This window comes from Streptomyces stoeckheimensis (assembly GCF_045822005.1).
Lineage (GTDB): Bacteria > Actinomycetota > Actinomycetes > Streptomycetales > Streptomycetaceae > Streptomyces > Streptomyces stoeckheimensis.
Genome location: NZ_CP169550.1, coordinates 7,116,107 through 7,129,587, shown reverse-complemented (window position 1 = coordinate 7,129,587; position 13,481 = coordinate 7,116,107). Strand labels below are relative to the sequence as shown.

11 protein-coding genes are annotated in these 13,481 nt (G+C 73.3%); 4 read left to right on the top strand and 7 right to left on the bottom strand.

The features are described from left to right. Positions 1-7 precede the first annotated feature (7 nt). Positions 8-1,192, bottom strand: coding sequence for a type VII secretion-associated serine protease mycosin (mycP, locus tag ACE1OC_RS32280; RefSeq protein ID WP_407839955.1), 1,185 nt, complete (start codon positions 1,190-1,192; stop codon positions 8-10). Then, positions 1,189-2,097, bottom strand: coding sequence for a hypothetical protein (locus tag ACE1OC_RS32275; RefSeq protein WP_407839954.1), 909 nt, complete (start codon positions 2,095-2,097; stop codon positions 1,189-1,191). Before ACE1OC_RS32275 ends, mycP begins: the two co-directional genes overlap by 4 nt. 252 nt (positions 2,098-2,349) lie before the next feature. On the opposite strand from ACE1OC_RS32275, the gene ACE1OC_RS32270 reads away from it, so the two are divergent. Continuing rightward, positions 2,350-3,552 carry an amino acid deaminase/aldolase gene (locus ACE1OC_RS32270; protein WP_407839953.1) on the top strand — a complete coding sequence of 401 codons (1,203 nt, stop codon included), beginning with the start codon at positions 2,350-2,352 and terminating at the stop codon, positions 3,550-3,552. A 6-nt stretch (positions 3,553-3,558) separates the two neighbouring features. Here the strand turns inward: ACE1OC_RS32270 and ACE1OC_RS32265 are convergent, their stop codons facing one another. The 4 genes from ACE1OC_RS32265 to ACE1OC_RS32250 form a co-directional block, all read right to left on the bottom strand. Further along, positions 3,559-4,854: a haloacid dehalogenase-like hydrolase gene (locus tag ACE1OC_RS32265; protein ID WP_407839952.1), complete on the bottom strand. Its 1,296-nt coding sequence runs from the start codon at positions 4,852-4,854 to the stop codon at positions 3,559-3,561. Positions 4,855-4,977: 123 nt separating this feature from the next. Continuing rightward, on the bottom strand, positions 4,978-5,799 hold the full coding sequence (locus tag ACE1OC_RS32260; protein WP_407839951.1) for a 3-oxoacyl-ACP reductase: 822 nt from the start codon (positions 5,797-5,799) through the stop codon (positions 4,978-4,980). 5 nt (positions 5,800-5,804) lie between these two features. Further along, a complete protein-coding gene (locus tag ACE1OC_RS32255) occupies positions 5,805-7,169 on the bottom strand; it encodes an aldehyde dehydrogenase family protein (protein WP_250740384.1) in 1,365 nt (454 codons plus the stop codon). 89 nt (positions 7,170-7,258) lie between these two features. Beyond that, positions 7,259-8,638, bottom strand: a complete 1,380-nt coding sequence (locus ACE1OC_RS32250; RefSeq protein WP_407839950.1) for a glutamine synthetase family protein — start codon at positions 8,636-8,638, stop codon at positions 7,259-7,261. A gap of 77 nt (positions 8,639-8,715) precedes the next feature. On the opposite strand from ACE1OC_RS32250, the gene ACE1OC_RS32245 reads away from it, so the two are divergent. The 3 genes from ACE1OC_RS32245 (at position 8,716) to ACE1OC_RS32235 (ending at position 11,803) form a co-directional block, all read left to right on the top strand. Continuing rightward, entirely contained in the window at positions 8,716-9,462 is a 747-nt protein-coding gene (locus tag ACE1OC_RS32245) for a FadR/GntR family transcriptional regulator (protein WP_274552721.1), read from the top strand. Positions 9,463-9,581: 119 nt separating this feature from the next. Further along, entirely contained in the window at positions 9,582-11,069 is a 1,488-nt protein-coding gene (gene eat, locus ACE1OC_RS32240; protein WP_407839949.1) for an ethanolamine permease, read from the top strand. Positions 11,070-11,107: 38 nt separating this feature from the next. Beyond that, positions 11,108-11,803 (top strand): gamma-glutamyl-gamma-aminobutyrate hydrolase family protein, encoded by a 696-nt coding sequence (locus tag ACE1OC_RS32235; protein ID WP_407839948.1) that lies wholly within the window; start codon positions 11,108-11,110, stop codon positions 11,801-11,803. 675 nt (positions 11,804-12,478) lie between these two features. Here the strand turns inward: ACE1OC_RS32235 and ACE1OC_RS32230 are convergent. Beyond that, positions 12,479-13,420 (bottom strand): LysR family transcriptional regulator, encoded by a 942-nt coding sequence (locus tag ACE1OC_RS32230; protein WP_407839947.1) that lies wholly within the window; start codon positions 13,418-13,420, stop codon positions 12,479-12,481. Positions 13,421-13,481: the final 61 nt, after the last annotated feature.

The window sequence follows — 13,481 nt, the reverse complement described above, 5'->3', positions numbered from 1 at the left end:
CCCGAGCCTATCCCGCGTCGGGATCCCACCGTCCGGCCCGGGGCCGCCGGGCCAGGACGCCGGCCACCACGAGCAGGGCCAGCCCGCCGGCCACGCCCGCCGGGGCTCCGAACCGGGCCAAGGGCCCGGGGTCGGGCACCGGGTCGGGGCCGGCACCGAAGTAGGGGCTCGCGGCCGCGACGGGCGCGGGCAGCACCGGTTCGGGGGCCATCCCGTCCGCGGCCTGGAGGGCGGCGACCGGGTCCACCAGGCCGAAGCCGCGGGAGTCGTCGCGGCCGCCGGGCGGGGAGCCGGAGGCGGTGTCCTCCAGCAGGTTCTTGATCTGCGCCGGGGACAGGTCGGGGTGGGCGGCCTTGAGCAGGGCGACGGCGCCGGAGACGAAGGCGGAGGCGGCGCTGGTGCCCCAGCCCTCGTAGTAGGAGCGGTCGGGGTCGGCGATGACCACGTCGACGCCCGGGGCGCTGACGGTGGCGTACCAGTTGCGGGTGGAGAAGGACGCCTTCTTGTTCTTGCGGTCGACGGCCGTGACGGCGATGACCCCGGGGTAGGCGGCCGGGTACGAGATGCGGTCGCCGTCCTTGCCGCCGTTGCCGGCGGAGGCGACGACGACCGCGCCCTTGCCCAGGGCGTACTGGACGGCCTCGTCCTCGGCGGCCTCGTGGTGGGCGGAGCTGCTGTCGTCGCCGAGCGAGAGGTTGATCACGTCGGCGCCGTGGTCGGCGGCCCAGCGGATGCCCTCGGCGAGGGCGCCGCCCTTGTTCTCCCGGGCCCGGTCCCGGCTGGGGTCCTTCTCCTCCAGGATCACCCGGACCGGGAGGATCTTCGCCTGGGGGGCGATGCCGAGGACGCCTCCGAGGCCGAGGGAGCCGTGGCCGTGCCCGGCGATGATCCCCGCCATCGCGGTGCCGTGGCGGGCCCAGGCCCGGTCGCCGCGTCCGGCGCCCATGCCGACGAGGTCGGCGCCCTCCAGGACCTGGCCGACCAGGTCGGGGTGGGTCGGGTCGACCCCGGTGTCGAGGACGGCCACGGTGACCCCGTCGCCCTTGGTGGTGCCCCAGGCCTCCTCGGCGCGCAGGGCCGTCAGCCCCCACTGGCGGTCGCGGATGGCGTCGGCGGCGGCCGGCGGCGCGGCGGTGACGACGAACAGGGCTCCGAGCGCGAGGGCGGCCGGGAGCAGGGCGCGGCGGGTCATCGAGCGGCCTCCCGGGTCGCCGTCGGGGCCTGCTGTGTCTGCGGCGTTTGCGGCGTTTGCGGCGTCTGTGATGCCTGCGGGTCCGATGCCTGCGGATCCGCCGTCTGCGGATCCTGTGACGCCGGTGACGTCCGCGGGACCGGCCGGCCCTGCGGGGAGACCGCGAGGCCGCGCAGGGTCCGTTCGATGAGGTCGGCGACGGCCTTGGCCTCGTGACCGAGGCCCGCCTTGGCCACGCGCCCCCTGGCGTCCTCGGCCATCTTGTCCTCGGCGGGGCTGGGCGCACCGAGGCGGCGGCCGTCGGCGAAGGCGGAGACGGTGTAGACGACGACCGGGGCCTCGGCGAGCACGGAGGCGGTCCAGGCGGCGCGGCGGTTGTCGGGGAACCCGTAGCCGGTCGGGGCGGTGAGGCGGCCGCGCAGCGAGTCCATGGCGGTGGCGTCCGCGGGGGTGAAGACCATGCCGACCGTGACGAGGGAGCTGCGGGTGGCGTCGGTGTAGGTCGCGCGGAGCACGCGGGTGCACCCGGTTTCGGCGAACAGCGCCTGCCAGTCGGCGGCGAGCGCCTCGGTGCAGTCGGCGTCGGCGGCGGGGGCTATGCGGGTCCACGTGCGGTCGGCTCCGCCCGGCCCGGCGTCCTGGCCGTCGAGGACGGGCGGGAACAGCGTGTCCACGGGGGTGCTGTGCCAGAGGGACGCGGCCTTGCGGTAGGCGGCTTCGGGGGTCAGGGCCCGCTGTGCGGCCCGGTGGTCGGTGACGGCCTTGTAGCCGGCCGCACCGGTGAGACCGAGGCCGAGGAGGCCGCACAGGGCGGCGGCGAGGACCGTTCCGCGGCGCCGCCGTGGCGGTACCGGGGTCCGGTCGGGCGCGGTCAGGACCCCGCCGTGCGGTGTGGACGTACTCATCCGGCGGCTCAGCCCCCCGTTCCCGTCGGCTGCCTGCCCTTACTTTACGCGCCCGTCAGTGCCGGAATGTCGACCGGGCAGGAGCGACGGTCCACACGTGCGAACGGCCGCCTCCCCATCCCAAAGGGGCATCGGGCGGTCGAAACCGATCTGTGACCCCGGCGACCTCCTCGGCCTCCGACCTGGCCGGGGGTCCCGCGGCCTCCCCGAACCCCCTACCCACGAGTACACCCATCTGGCAGGCTGCCGCCCATGAACTCCCCCGCCGCCGACCGGGCCCGTTACGACCGGGCCACCGCCCATCTCGACGCTCCGCTCGCCCTCGTGGATCTGGAGGCGTTCGACGCGAACGCCGACGATCTCGTGCGTCGCGCCGGCGGGAAGCCGGTCCGCGTGGCGAGCAAGTCCGTACGGTGTCGCGCGCTGCTCGAACGGGTCCTCGCGCGGCCCGGGTTCGCCGGAATCATGTCCTACACCCTCGCCGAATCGATCTGGCTGGCCCGCTCGGGCTTCGAGGACGTGCTGCTCGCCTACCCGTCCGCCGACCGGGCCGGCTTCGCCGAGCTCGCCGCGGATCCGAAGCTGGCCGGCGCGGTCACCGTGATGGTCGACGACCTCGCGCAGCTGGAGCTCGTGGACCGGGCCCGCGACGGCGGCGCCCAGGAGATCCGGGTCTGCCTGGAACTGGACACCGCCCTGCACCTCTTCGGGGGCAGGGTGCGCGTCGGTGCCCGCCGCTCCCCGCTGCGCGAGCCCGCGCAGCTCGCCGAGCTGGCCCGCGCGGTGAGCGCCCGGCCCGGCTTCCGGGTGGTCGGACTGATGGGCTACGAGGGCCACGTGGCCGGGGTCGGCGACGCGCTCGCGGGCCGTCCGCTGCGGTCGCGCGCCATCCGGCTGATGCAGGGCGCGGCCCGCAAGGAGCTGGCCGCCCGGCGGGCGGAGGCGGTACGGGCCGTGCGCGCGGTGGTGCCGGACCTGGAGTTCGTCAACGGCGGCGGCACCGGCAGCGTCCAGCAGACCGCCGCCGAGGACGCGGTCACGGAGATCGCCGCCGGGTCGGGGCTCTACGTGCCGCGGCTCTTCGACAACTACACCTCGTTCACCGGCCGCCCCGCGGCGCTCTTCGCCCAGCCGGTGGTCCGCCGCCCCGGCGTCGGGGTGGTCACGGTGCTCGGCGGCGGGTACCCGGCCTCCGGCGCGCCCGGCGCGGACCGGCTGCCGGTCCCGTACCTCCCCGAGGGGCTGCGCTACGACCCGCAGGAGGGGGCCGGCGAGGTGCAGACCCCGCTGCTCGGCAGCCCGGCCGACGATCTGCTGATCGGCGACCGGGTCTGGTTCCGGCACGCGAAGGCCGGTGAACTGTGCGAGCGCTTCGACACCTTGCACCTGGTCGAAGGCGACCGGGTGACGGCCACCGCCCCGACCTACCGGGGCGAGGGCCGCACCTTCCTCTAGGGCCGGCTAGAAGACGGAGTCCGTCTGGTCCGGGATGACGCTGCTGTCACCCCGGAGCACGGGCCCCGGGGTGCCGTCACGGCCGGTGAAGCCGGTGGTCGCGCACGGGTACGGCGCGGCCTTCTGCTTCTTGGGCTGGATGAACATCGGGTTCACGATCCACTTGCCGTCGCTGTTGTCGTACGCGCGGCACATCAGCTCGTTCTTGTTGCGGTTCACGACGAGCCGCAGCACGGTCGCGTCGCGCAGGAACGAGATGTCGGTGTCGGAGTCGCCCGCGGCGAACACCTGGCGGCGGGCGGCCGGCTGGACCTTCTCGGCCGCGGCGCCGCGGACCCCGAAGATCTCCTTGTTGATCCAGCAGCGCTTGCCGTCGATGTACGTGATCATCGTGTCGGCGCCGTCCGCGACGGACCCGCAGCCCTGCAGGTGGGAGGTGAACTTCCCGCCGTACGTGGTGGTGTTGCGGATGCCGATGACGTGCCGGGCGTCGATGCCCACGCCCTCGGCCCACACCTCGACGACCGGCTGCGGCGAGGCCGAGCTGATCCAGACGTCGAAGCCGGCCTTCTGCAGCGCGGCGACGAGCTCCTTCTGCTGGTCGTAGTACCGCACCCAGCCGGTGGCGGTGGTGGAGCCGACCTGCTGCTTGGCGTCGACCGGGGCGGCCAGGTTCTCGGCCCGCGCGGCGGCGGTGAAGCCGCGGATCTCGCGCGCGGTCCAGCCCTGCATGAGCTGCGGCAGCCAGGCGTAGGCGGGCTCGGTCGTACGGCGGTCCCAGCCGGCGAAGGCGGGGGCGGCCGCGCGGGTGGCGGCGGTGCCGTAGACGGCGTTGATCTCGTCGGCGCAGCCGGCTCCCTCGGGGGTTCCGGTGGGCAGCGGGGCGCCGGGCTTCGCGAGGGCGCCGCAGGCCTCGGCCAGGGCCTGTGCGGCGGCCGGGGTCAGGAAGCGGCTGGTGCCGGTCCAGTCGCCCCCGGCGGGCTGGCGGATCTTGCCGTTGCGCAGCAGCCAGAACATCTGCGCGTCGCCGACGTCGTTCTTGACGACGGTGTTGTCCCAGTCGAAGACCGCGACGGGCTTGTTGCGGTTCGGCCGGTACGGGTTGCAGGTGCCGTAGTCGTCGATGAGCTGCTGCAGCCGGGCCTGGTTGTCCCCGTACCAGGCGGCTTCGAGCTGGGGGGTGGTGCAGTGGCCGCCGGGGTGGGCCTGGGCGGCGGGGGCGGCGGCCACGAGGGTGCCGGCGGTTATCGCGACGGCGGCGCAGACGGCCTGGAGCCGCCGCACGGAACTGGGTCGGGTCACTGAGTGGGTTCTCCTGGTTCTCTCACAAGATCATCACGGTCAAGATCGTCGCGGGCGGTGGAGCACGACAGCCGGGCGTCGCGCGACGCCCGGCTGTCGGGTGGGTGGTGGGGAGGCGAACGTCTAGAGAGGAGTGACGTACGCGCCGGAGATGCCGCCGTCGACCAGGAAGTCGGTGGCGTTGATGAAGGAGGAGTCGTCGCTCGCGAGGAAGGCGACGGCGGCGGCGATCTCGGTGGGCTCGGCGAACCGGCCCAGCGGGATGTGCACGATCCGGCGGGCGGCGCGCTCCGGGTCCTTGGCGAACAGCTCTTGCAGGAGCGGGGTGTTGACGGGCCCCGGGCAGAGCGCGTTGACGCGGATGCCCTCGCGGGCGAACTGCACGCCGAGCTCGCGGGACATGGCGAGCACGCCGCCCTTGGAGGCGGTGTAGGAGATCTGCGAGGTGGCGGCGCCCATCCGGGCCACGAAGGAGGCGGTGTTGATGATGGAGCCCCGGCCCTGGCGCTGCATGTAGGGCAGGGCGGCCTTGCAGCAGAGGTAGACGGAGGTCAGGTTGACGTCCTGGACCCGCTTCCAGGCCTCCAGGCCGGTGGTGAGGATCGAGTCGTCGTCCGGGGGCGAGATGCCGGCGTTGTTGAAGGCGATGTCCACGGAGCCGTAGGTGTCGAAGGCCGTCTTGAACAGGGCCTCGACCTCCTCCGGGCTGGTGACGTCGACCTTGACGAAGGTGCCGCCGACCTCCTCGGCGGCGGCCTTGCCCGCGGTCTCGTCGATGTCCCCGCAGACGACGTTGGCGCCTTCCGAGGCCAGCCGGCGGGCGGTGGCGAGGCCGATGCCGCTGCCGGCTCCGGTGATGACGGCTGTCCGTCCGACCAGCCGGCGGCAGACGACCTCTTCGGTGGAGTCGGTCGAGTCGATGGAGTCGATGGAGTCGATGCTCATGTGGTTCAGGCCTCCGTGCTGATGAAGACGTTCTTGGTCTCGGTGAAAGCGGTGAGGGAGTCGGGTCCGAGCTCGCGCCCGAGTCCGGACTGCTTGTAGCCGCCGAAGGGGGTCCAGTAGCGGACGCTGCTGTGGGAGTTGACCGACAGGTTGCCCGCGGCGACGGCGCGCGAGACGCGCAGCGCGCGGCCGACGTCGCGGGTCCACAGGGAGCCGGCGAGGCCGTAGTCGGTGGCGTTGGCCAGGCGTACGGCGTCCTCCTCGTCCTCGAAGGGCAGGACGACGGCGACCGGTCCGAAGACCTCCTCGGTGGCGATGGCGGCGGTGGGGTCGACGCCGGTGACGAGGGTCGGGGGGTACCAGAAGCCGGGGCCCTCGGGGGCGGTGCCCCGGACGACCGTGAGGTCATCGGTGACGTAGGACCGTACGCGGTCCAGCTGCACCCGCGAGATCAGCGGCCCGAGCTGCGTGTTCTCGTCGTACGGGTCCCCGACGACCACCTTCTCGACGGCGGGGGCGAGCAGCTCCATGAACCGGTCGTACGCGGAGCGCTGTACGAGGATCCGCGTGCGGGCGCAGCAGTCCTGCCCGGTGTTGTCCAGGAAGGACATCGGGGCCGAGGCCGCCGCCGCTTCCAGGTCCGCGTCGGCGAAGACGATGTTGGGGTTCTTGCCGCCGAGTTCGAGGGTGAGGCGCTTCACCCGGTCGGCGCACTTGGCCATGATCCGCTTGCCGATGCGGGTGGATCCGGTGAACACGATCTTGGCCACCCCCGGGTGCTCGACGAGGGCGTCGCCCGCCACCTCGCCCCGGCCGGGCAGCACCTGGAACAGGTGCTCGGGGAGTCCGGCCTCCAGGGCGAGCTCGGCGAGGCGCAGCGCGGTGAGCGGGGTGGTCTCGGCGGGCTTGAGGATGACCGCGTTGCCCGCGGCCAGCGCCGGTGCCAGGCCCCAGGCGGCGATCGGCATGGGGAAGTTCCAGGGCGCGATCACGCCGATGACGCCGAGGGGTTCGAGGAACGTGACGTCGATGCCGCCGGCGACGGGGATCTGCCGGCCGGAGAGCCGTTCCACTCCCCCGGCGGCGAAGTCGAGCACGTCACGGACGTTGCCGGCTTCCCAGCGGGCGTTCCCGATGGTGTGGCCCGCCTCCCGGACCTCCAGCAGGGCCAGTTCCTCGATGTGCCCGTCGACGACCGCGGCGAAGCGGCGCAGCAGCCTGGCCCGGTCGGCGGGCGCGGCCGCCGCCCAGGCGCGCTGGGCGGCGGTGGCCCGTACGACGGCTGCGTCGACGTCGTCCCGTGTGGCGGCCGGGACGACGGCGACGAGTTCCTCGGTGGCCGGATTCAAGACTTCCAGCGCATCGGACACGTGGTGGCCTTTCAGACGTTCGGGTGCGGTGGGTGCGGTGGTTCCGGTAAGGGGGTGCACGGGGATCCGCCGGGGCGGCTCCCCGGCTCCTAGAGGCGTTCGAAGGAGCGGCGCAGTTCCCAGTCGGTCACGGCGGAGTCGTACGCGTCCAGTTCGACGCGGGCCATGTTCCGGTAGTGGGCGACGACCTCGGGGCCGAAGGCGGCCTTGGCGATCTCGCTGTTCTCCCAGAGCTCGGCGGCCTCGCGCAAGGTGGTGGGAACGTGCGCGAAGTCGGCCGTGTAGGCGTTGCCGGCGCAGGGCTCGGGCAGCTCCAGGCGGTTCTCGATGCCGTAGATCCCGGCCGCGACCAGGCCGGAGACGGCGAGGTACGGGTTGACGTCGCCGCCGGGCAGGCGGTTCTCGAAGCGCATGGAGCGGCCGTGGCCGACCACCCGGAGCGCGCAGGTCCGGTTGTCCACGCCCCAGGCGACGGCGGTCGGTGCGAAGGATCCCGGCCGGAAACGCTTGTAGGAGTTGATGTTGGGGGCGTAGAGAAGGGAGAAGTCGCGCAGCGCGGCGAGCTGGCCGGCCAGGAAGTGGCGCATCACGGGGGACATGCCGCCGTGGTCGTGCGCGTCCGGCCCCTCACCGGCCATCGCGTTGCGTCCGTCGGCATCGTTGAGCGAGAGGTGGATGTGACAGGAATTGCCCTCGCGCGCGTCGTACTTGGCCATGAAGGTGAGCGAGACGCCCTCCTGGGCGGCGATCTCCTTGGCCCCCGTCTTGTAGACGGAGTGCTGGTCACAGGTGGTCAGCGCCTCGTCGTAGCGGAAGACGATCTCGTGCTGGCCGAGGTTGCACTCGCCCTTGGCCGACTCCACGACCAGGCCGGCGGCCTGCATCTCGTTGCGGATGCGGCGCAGCAGGGGCTCGACGCGGCCGGTCCCGAGGATGGAGTAGTCGGTGTTGTACTGGTTGGCGGGGGTCAGGCCGCGGTAGTCGGAGTTCCAGGCCTGCTCGTAGGTGTCCAGGAAGACCATGAACTCCAGCTCGGTGCCCACCATCGCGGTGTAGCCGAGCTCGCCGAGGCGCTCGAGCTGGCGGCGCAGGATCTGCCGGGGCGCGGCGACCACGGGCGATCCGTCGTTCCAGGCGAGGTCGGCGAGGACGAAGGCGCTGCCCGGGTTCCAGGGGATCCGGCGCAGGGTGGCGAGGTCGGGGTGCATGGCGAAGTCGCCGTAGCCCCGCTCCCAGGAGGACATCTCGTACCCGTCGACGGTGTTCATGTCCGTGTCGACGGCCAGGAGGTAGTTGCAGCCCTCGGTGCCGTGCTGGAGGACCTCGTCGAGGAAGAACTGTGCGGCGAACCGCTTGCCCTGGAGGCGCCCCTGCATGTCGGGGAAGGCCAGGACCACTGTGTCGATTTCACCGCTGGCGACGAGAGCGCGGAGCTCCTCGGGCGAAAGCGGCGGCTTGCGGTCTACCACGGGATTCTCTCCTTCGGTGAGCCGAGGGGGCCTAAGGTATTGAATAGAACCATTGCTTGGGAAGGGGAGGAGGCGAGATGACCGATACGGCGAGCGAGGACGAGGCCGCCCGGCGGCTCAATCCCGTACTGCGACAGGTGCGGGCGGGCAACGGTTTCGAGGAGGCGCTGGAGCAGATCCTCCAGGTGGTCCGGCTCGGACTGGTGCCCGGCGGGGAACGACTGCCACCGGAGCGCGAGTTGGCCGAGCGGATGGGGATCAGCCGGGTGACGCTCCGCGAGGTGCTGAAGGTACTGCAGGACCAGGGCCTGGTGGAGGCCCGGCGCGGCCGGTACGGCGGAACGTTTGTCCTGCCCCGTCCCGACACGCCGGCCGGGGGCACGGAGGAGGAGCTGCGGCGCCGGGTCGCGGGCGTGGACATCGAGGACGTGCTGCGCTTCCGCGAGGTCCTGGAGGTCGGCGCGGCCGGCCTGTGCGCCTCCCAGGGGCTGTCGGAGCGGGACACGGACCGGCTGCTCGGCGCGCTGACCGCCACCCACGACGCCCCGCTGCCCGACTACCGCCGCCAGGACACGCTCTTCCACCTCACCCTGTGCGAACTCGCCGGATCCGCCACCCTGACGGCCCAGTACGCGGCCGTCCGGGCCACCGTGAACGACCTGCTGGACTGCATCCCGCTGCTGGTGCGCAACCTGGAGCACTCGCAGCAGCAGCACAGCACGCTGGTCGAGGCGGTGCTGGACCGGGACCCGGAGGCGGCCCGCGAGGTGATGCGCGAGCACTGCTGCGGCACGGCCGCGCTGCTGCGGGGGTTCCTGACCTGATCCGGACCCGCCCCGACCGAGAGGCTTTCGTAACCCCTGTTTAACGCAGGGGTCTTGCGCCCGCCACGCCCGAGCGGCAAAGGTACGCCCCACAACCATTGCCCTAGGCAGGAGCGCACATGGCCGACGACACCGGCGCACGGCTGGCAGCCGTGCCCGAACCCACCCCGTCCCCCGAGAACGCCTCCCCCGGGAACGGCGCCGACGGCTACCTGGAGCGCCGCACCCTGCGCCGCGGCAGCGCCGGCTGGCTGCTGCTGACCGGTCTCGGCGTCGCGTACGTGGTCTCCGGCGATTTCTCCGGCTGGAACATCGGCCTCGCCCAGGGCGGTTTCGGCGGCCTCGCCATCGCCACCGTCCTGATGGGCGCGATGTACGCGTGCCTGGTCTACTCCCTCGCCGAACTGTCGGCGATCCTGCCCACCGCGGGCGGCGGATACGGTTTCGCCCGCCGGGCGCTCGGCACCTGGGGCGGCTTCCTCACCGGTACCGCGATCCTCATCGAGTACATCCTCGCCCCGGCCGCCATCGCCATCTTCATCGGCGACTACGTGGAGTCCCTCAACCTCTTCGGCCTCACCTCGGGCTGGCCGGTCTACCTCGCCTGCTTCGTCGTCTTCATCGGCATCCACCTCTGGGGCGTGGGCGAAGCCCTCAGCTTCTCCCTGATCGTCACCGCCATCGCCGTGATCGCCCTGATCGTCTTCGCCGTCGGCGCGTTCACCCAGTTCGACCCCGCCAACCTCGACGACATCGCCGTCGACACCACCGCCGCCGGCGCGAGCTCCTGGCTGCCGCTGGGCATCCTCGGCATCTGGGCCGCCTTCCCCTTCGGCATGTGGTTCTTCCTCGGGGTCGAGGGCGTGCCGCTGGCCGCCGAGGAGGCCAAGGACCCGGTCCGCTCGGTGCCCCGCGCCCTGTCCATCTCCATGGGCATCCTCGTCCTCCTGGCCCTGGTCACCTTCCTCGCCTCGACCGGTGCGCGCGGAGCCGACGCCATCAAGGACGCGGGCAACCCGCTGGTCGTCGCCCTGGAGGGCGACCCCGGGCTCTCCTGGCTGAAGACCTTCGTCAACTACGCGGGCCTGGCCGGGCTGGTGGCCTCCTTCTTCTCCCTCATCTACGCCGGCTCCCGCCAGCTGTTCGCCCTGTCCCGGGCGGGCTACCTCCCGCGCTTCCTGTCCCTGACCTCGAAGCGCAAGGCCCCGTACCTGGGCCTGCTCATACCCGGCGCCATCGGCTTCGCCCTGGCCGCCGCCACCGGCAACGGCCCGCGCATGCTGAACATGGCGGTCTTCGGCGCGACCATCAGCTACGCCCTCATGGCCCTCTCCCACATCGTGCTGCGGCGCCGCGAGCCCGACCTGGAGCGCCCGTACCGCACTCCGGGCGGCATCGTGACCTCCACGGTGGCCTTCGTCCTCGCCCTCTCGGCCCTGGTCGCCACCTTCCTGGTGGACAAGGACGCGGCATTCATCGCCCTGGCCGTGTACGCCGTCGCCCTCGCCTACTTCGCGTTCTACAGTCGGCACCACCTGGTGGCCTCCGCCCCGGAGGAGGAGTTCGCGGCGCTGGCGGAAGCAGAGGCCGAGCTCTCCCGCGACTGACCCGCCCCTCTCCCCTCGCTCCCCTCGGAGGTACCGCCTTGCCCAGGCCGCTCATCGGCATCACCACCTACGTCGAGAAGTCCACCCGCTACGGGGTGTGGGACGTCCCCACCGCCCTCATCCCCACCGGGTACTACGAGCTCGTCCAGGCCTCGGGCGGCACCGCCGTCCTGCTCCCGCCGGACGAACCGGAGGCGGCGGCGGAGGTGCTGGGCCGGCTGGACGGCCTGGTCGTCGCGGGCGGCCCGGACGTGGACCCGGTCCGGTACGGGGCTCCGCGCGATCCCCGTACCGGACCGGCGGCCACCGTCCGCGACGCGTGGGAGCTCGCGCTCATCACGGCGGCGCTGTCCTCCCGGACGCCCCTGCTCGGCATCTGCCGTGGCATGCAGGCGCTGAACGTGGCCCTGGGCGGCACCCTGATCCAGCACATCGACGGCCACGTGCTGAGCCCCGGCGTGGTCTCCTGGCACCCGGTCCGCCCGGTTCCCGGCACGCTGTACGCGGCCCTGGTCCCGGAGGAGTCGGAGGTCCCGACCTACCACCACCAGGCCGTCGACCGCCTGGGCCGGGGCCTGATCGCCTCCTCCCACGCCGCCGACGGCACGGTGGAGTCCATCGAACTCCCCGACGCCCCCTGGACCCTGGGCGTCCAATGGCACCCGGAACTGGACAAGGACACCCGAGTCATGTCGGCCCTGATCACAGCAGCCTCCACCCCGACGGGCCCCTGACCCGGGCACCCCTCCCCCTGCCAACCGGCCTCCGGCGTCCGGGCGCAGCCATTCCAGCCGTCCGGCACTTGAGGACCGGGGTCCGGGGACACACTCAGCCCCGCCGGCATTTGAGGCGCGGGGTCTGGGGCGGAGTCCCAGGGGGTCCAGGCACAACCCGGGCCCCCTCCTCAGCCCGTCCGACGCTTGAGGACCGGGGACCGGGGACACACTCAGCCCCCCCCGGCGTTTGAGGCGCGGGTCCGGGCAGCGCCCGGGGAACGGTGGAAGGGCGGGTAGGGGACTCCGCCCCGCAGGGCCCGCCCGCCGCCCCCACTCGGGGACCGGCTGCGAGGGCCGACGCGGAACTGTCCCCTACCCGCCCTTCCACCGTTCCCCGGGGCTCCGCCCCGGACCCCCGAGGGTGCGCGGGCCCCCGCCGGACCCAGCACCCGGGCCGCGCCCAGGGCGCCCTGTCCGGGCCGGATCAGGGTCGACTCGGCGCCCCCTCAACGGCGGGTCAGCACCGGCTCAACGGCGGGTCGACGCCGCCCCAGCGACGGGGTCAGCACTCGGACCTGGCCGGATCAATGGCGGCTCAGCATCCCGCCAGCGGCGGGGCAGCGCCAGTCCAGCGGCGGCTCAGCGCAGGGCAGCGCCGGGACAGCGGTGGCTCTGCGCCGGGGCAGCGCCCCGTCAGCGCCGGGTCAGTGCCAGGAGGTCCCGCGCGGGGCCCGCCGGCCGGGCCCCCGCGGGCCATACCGCCCGGAGCTCCCGCTCCAGCCCCGCCCCGAGCACCGGCACGGACACCAGCCGCCGCCCCGCCATCTCGTCCCCGACCGCCAGTTCCGACAGCACGCACGGCCCGGCCCCGCTCACCGCCGCCGCCTTCACCGCGGTGGTGGAGGCCAGTTCCAGCAGCGGCTCCGCGAGCCCCCCGCACCCGGCCAGCGCCGCGTCCAGGACCTGCCGGGTCCCCGACCCCCGTTCCCGCAGGATCAGCGGCGTCGCCGCGAGCTCCGCCGGCTCCACCCCGCGGGTGCGCCGGGCCCAGGGGTGCCCGGGGGCCACCGCCACCACGAGGCGGTCCTGCGCGATGACCACCGAGTCCAGTCCCTCCGGCACGCTCAGTCCCTCCACGAAGCCGAGGTCCGCCTCGTGCGCGAGCACCCGTTCCGCCACCACCGCCGAGTTCCCCGCGTGCAGCGACACCGCCGTGTCCGGCCGCTGCCCGCGCAGGGCGATCAGCCAGCCGGGCAGCAGGTACTCCGCGATGGTCATGCTGGCGGCGACCCGCAGCCGGGAGTCGCGGCGGCCCCGCAGCGCCTGCGCGCCCGCGTCGAAGGCCTCGGCCGCCTCCACCACCCGCCGGGCCCAGTCCGTGACCAGCGCACCCTCCGCGGTCAGCGTCGACCCGCGCGGGGAACGGTCCACGAGGGCGACCCCGAGCCGGGTCTCCATCGCCCGGATCCGGCTGCTGGCGGCGGGCTGGGTGATGCCGAGCCGTCGCGCGGCGGCGCTCAGACTGCCCACCCGCGCGACCGCGAGCAGCAGCTCCATGGCCCCCAGGTCCGGGACCCGGTGCGCCAGGGGAACCTGCCCCTCGACCCACTCCTCATTGCCGTACCCATTACCCATAACCTCAGTTTATGCCCTCATAGGAAGATCCCCTCTGCCGTCCGGCCCCGCCCCGCGTGAC

What these genes read in the sequence shown, in the direction of transcription:
- mycP (WP_407839955.1), bottom strand. Translation starts at nt 1,192, where the DNA reads ATGACCCGCCGCGCCCTGCTCCCGGCCGCCCTCGCGCTCGGAGCCCTG.
- ACE1OC_RS32275 (WP_407839954.1), bottom strand. Translation starts at nt 2,097, where the DNA reads ATGAGTACGTCCACACCGCACGGCGGGGTCCTGACCGCGCCCGACCGG.
- ACE1OC_RS32270 (WP_407839953.1), top strand. Translation starts at nt 2,350, where the DNA reads ATGAACTCCCCCGCCGCCGACCGGGCCCGTTACGACCGGGCCACCGCC.
- ACE1OC_RS32260 (WP_407839951.1), bottom strand. Translation starts at nt 5,799, where the DNA reads ATGAGCATCGACTCCATCGACTCCATCGACTCGACCGACTCCACCGAA.
- ACE1OC_RS32245 (WP_274552721.1), top strand. Translation starts at nt 8,716, where the DNA reads ATGACCGATACGGCGAGCGAGGACGAGGCCGCCCGGCGGCTCAATCCC.
- eat (WP_407839949.1), top strand. Translation starts at nt 9,582, where the DNA reads ATGGCCGACGACACCGGCGCACGGCTGGCAGCCGTGCCCGAACCCACC.
- ACE1OC_RS32230 (WP_407839947.1), bottom strand. Translation starts at nt 13,420, where the DNA reads ATGGGTAATGGGTACGGCAATGAGGAGTGGGTCGAGGGGCAGGTTCCC.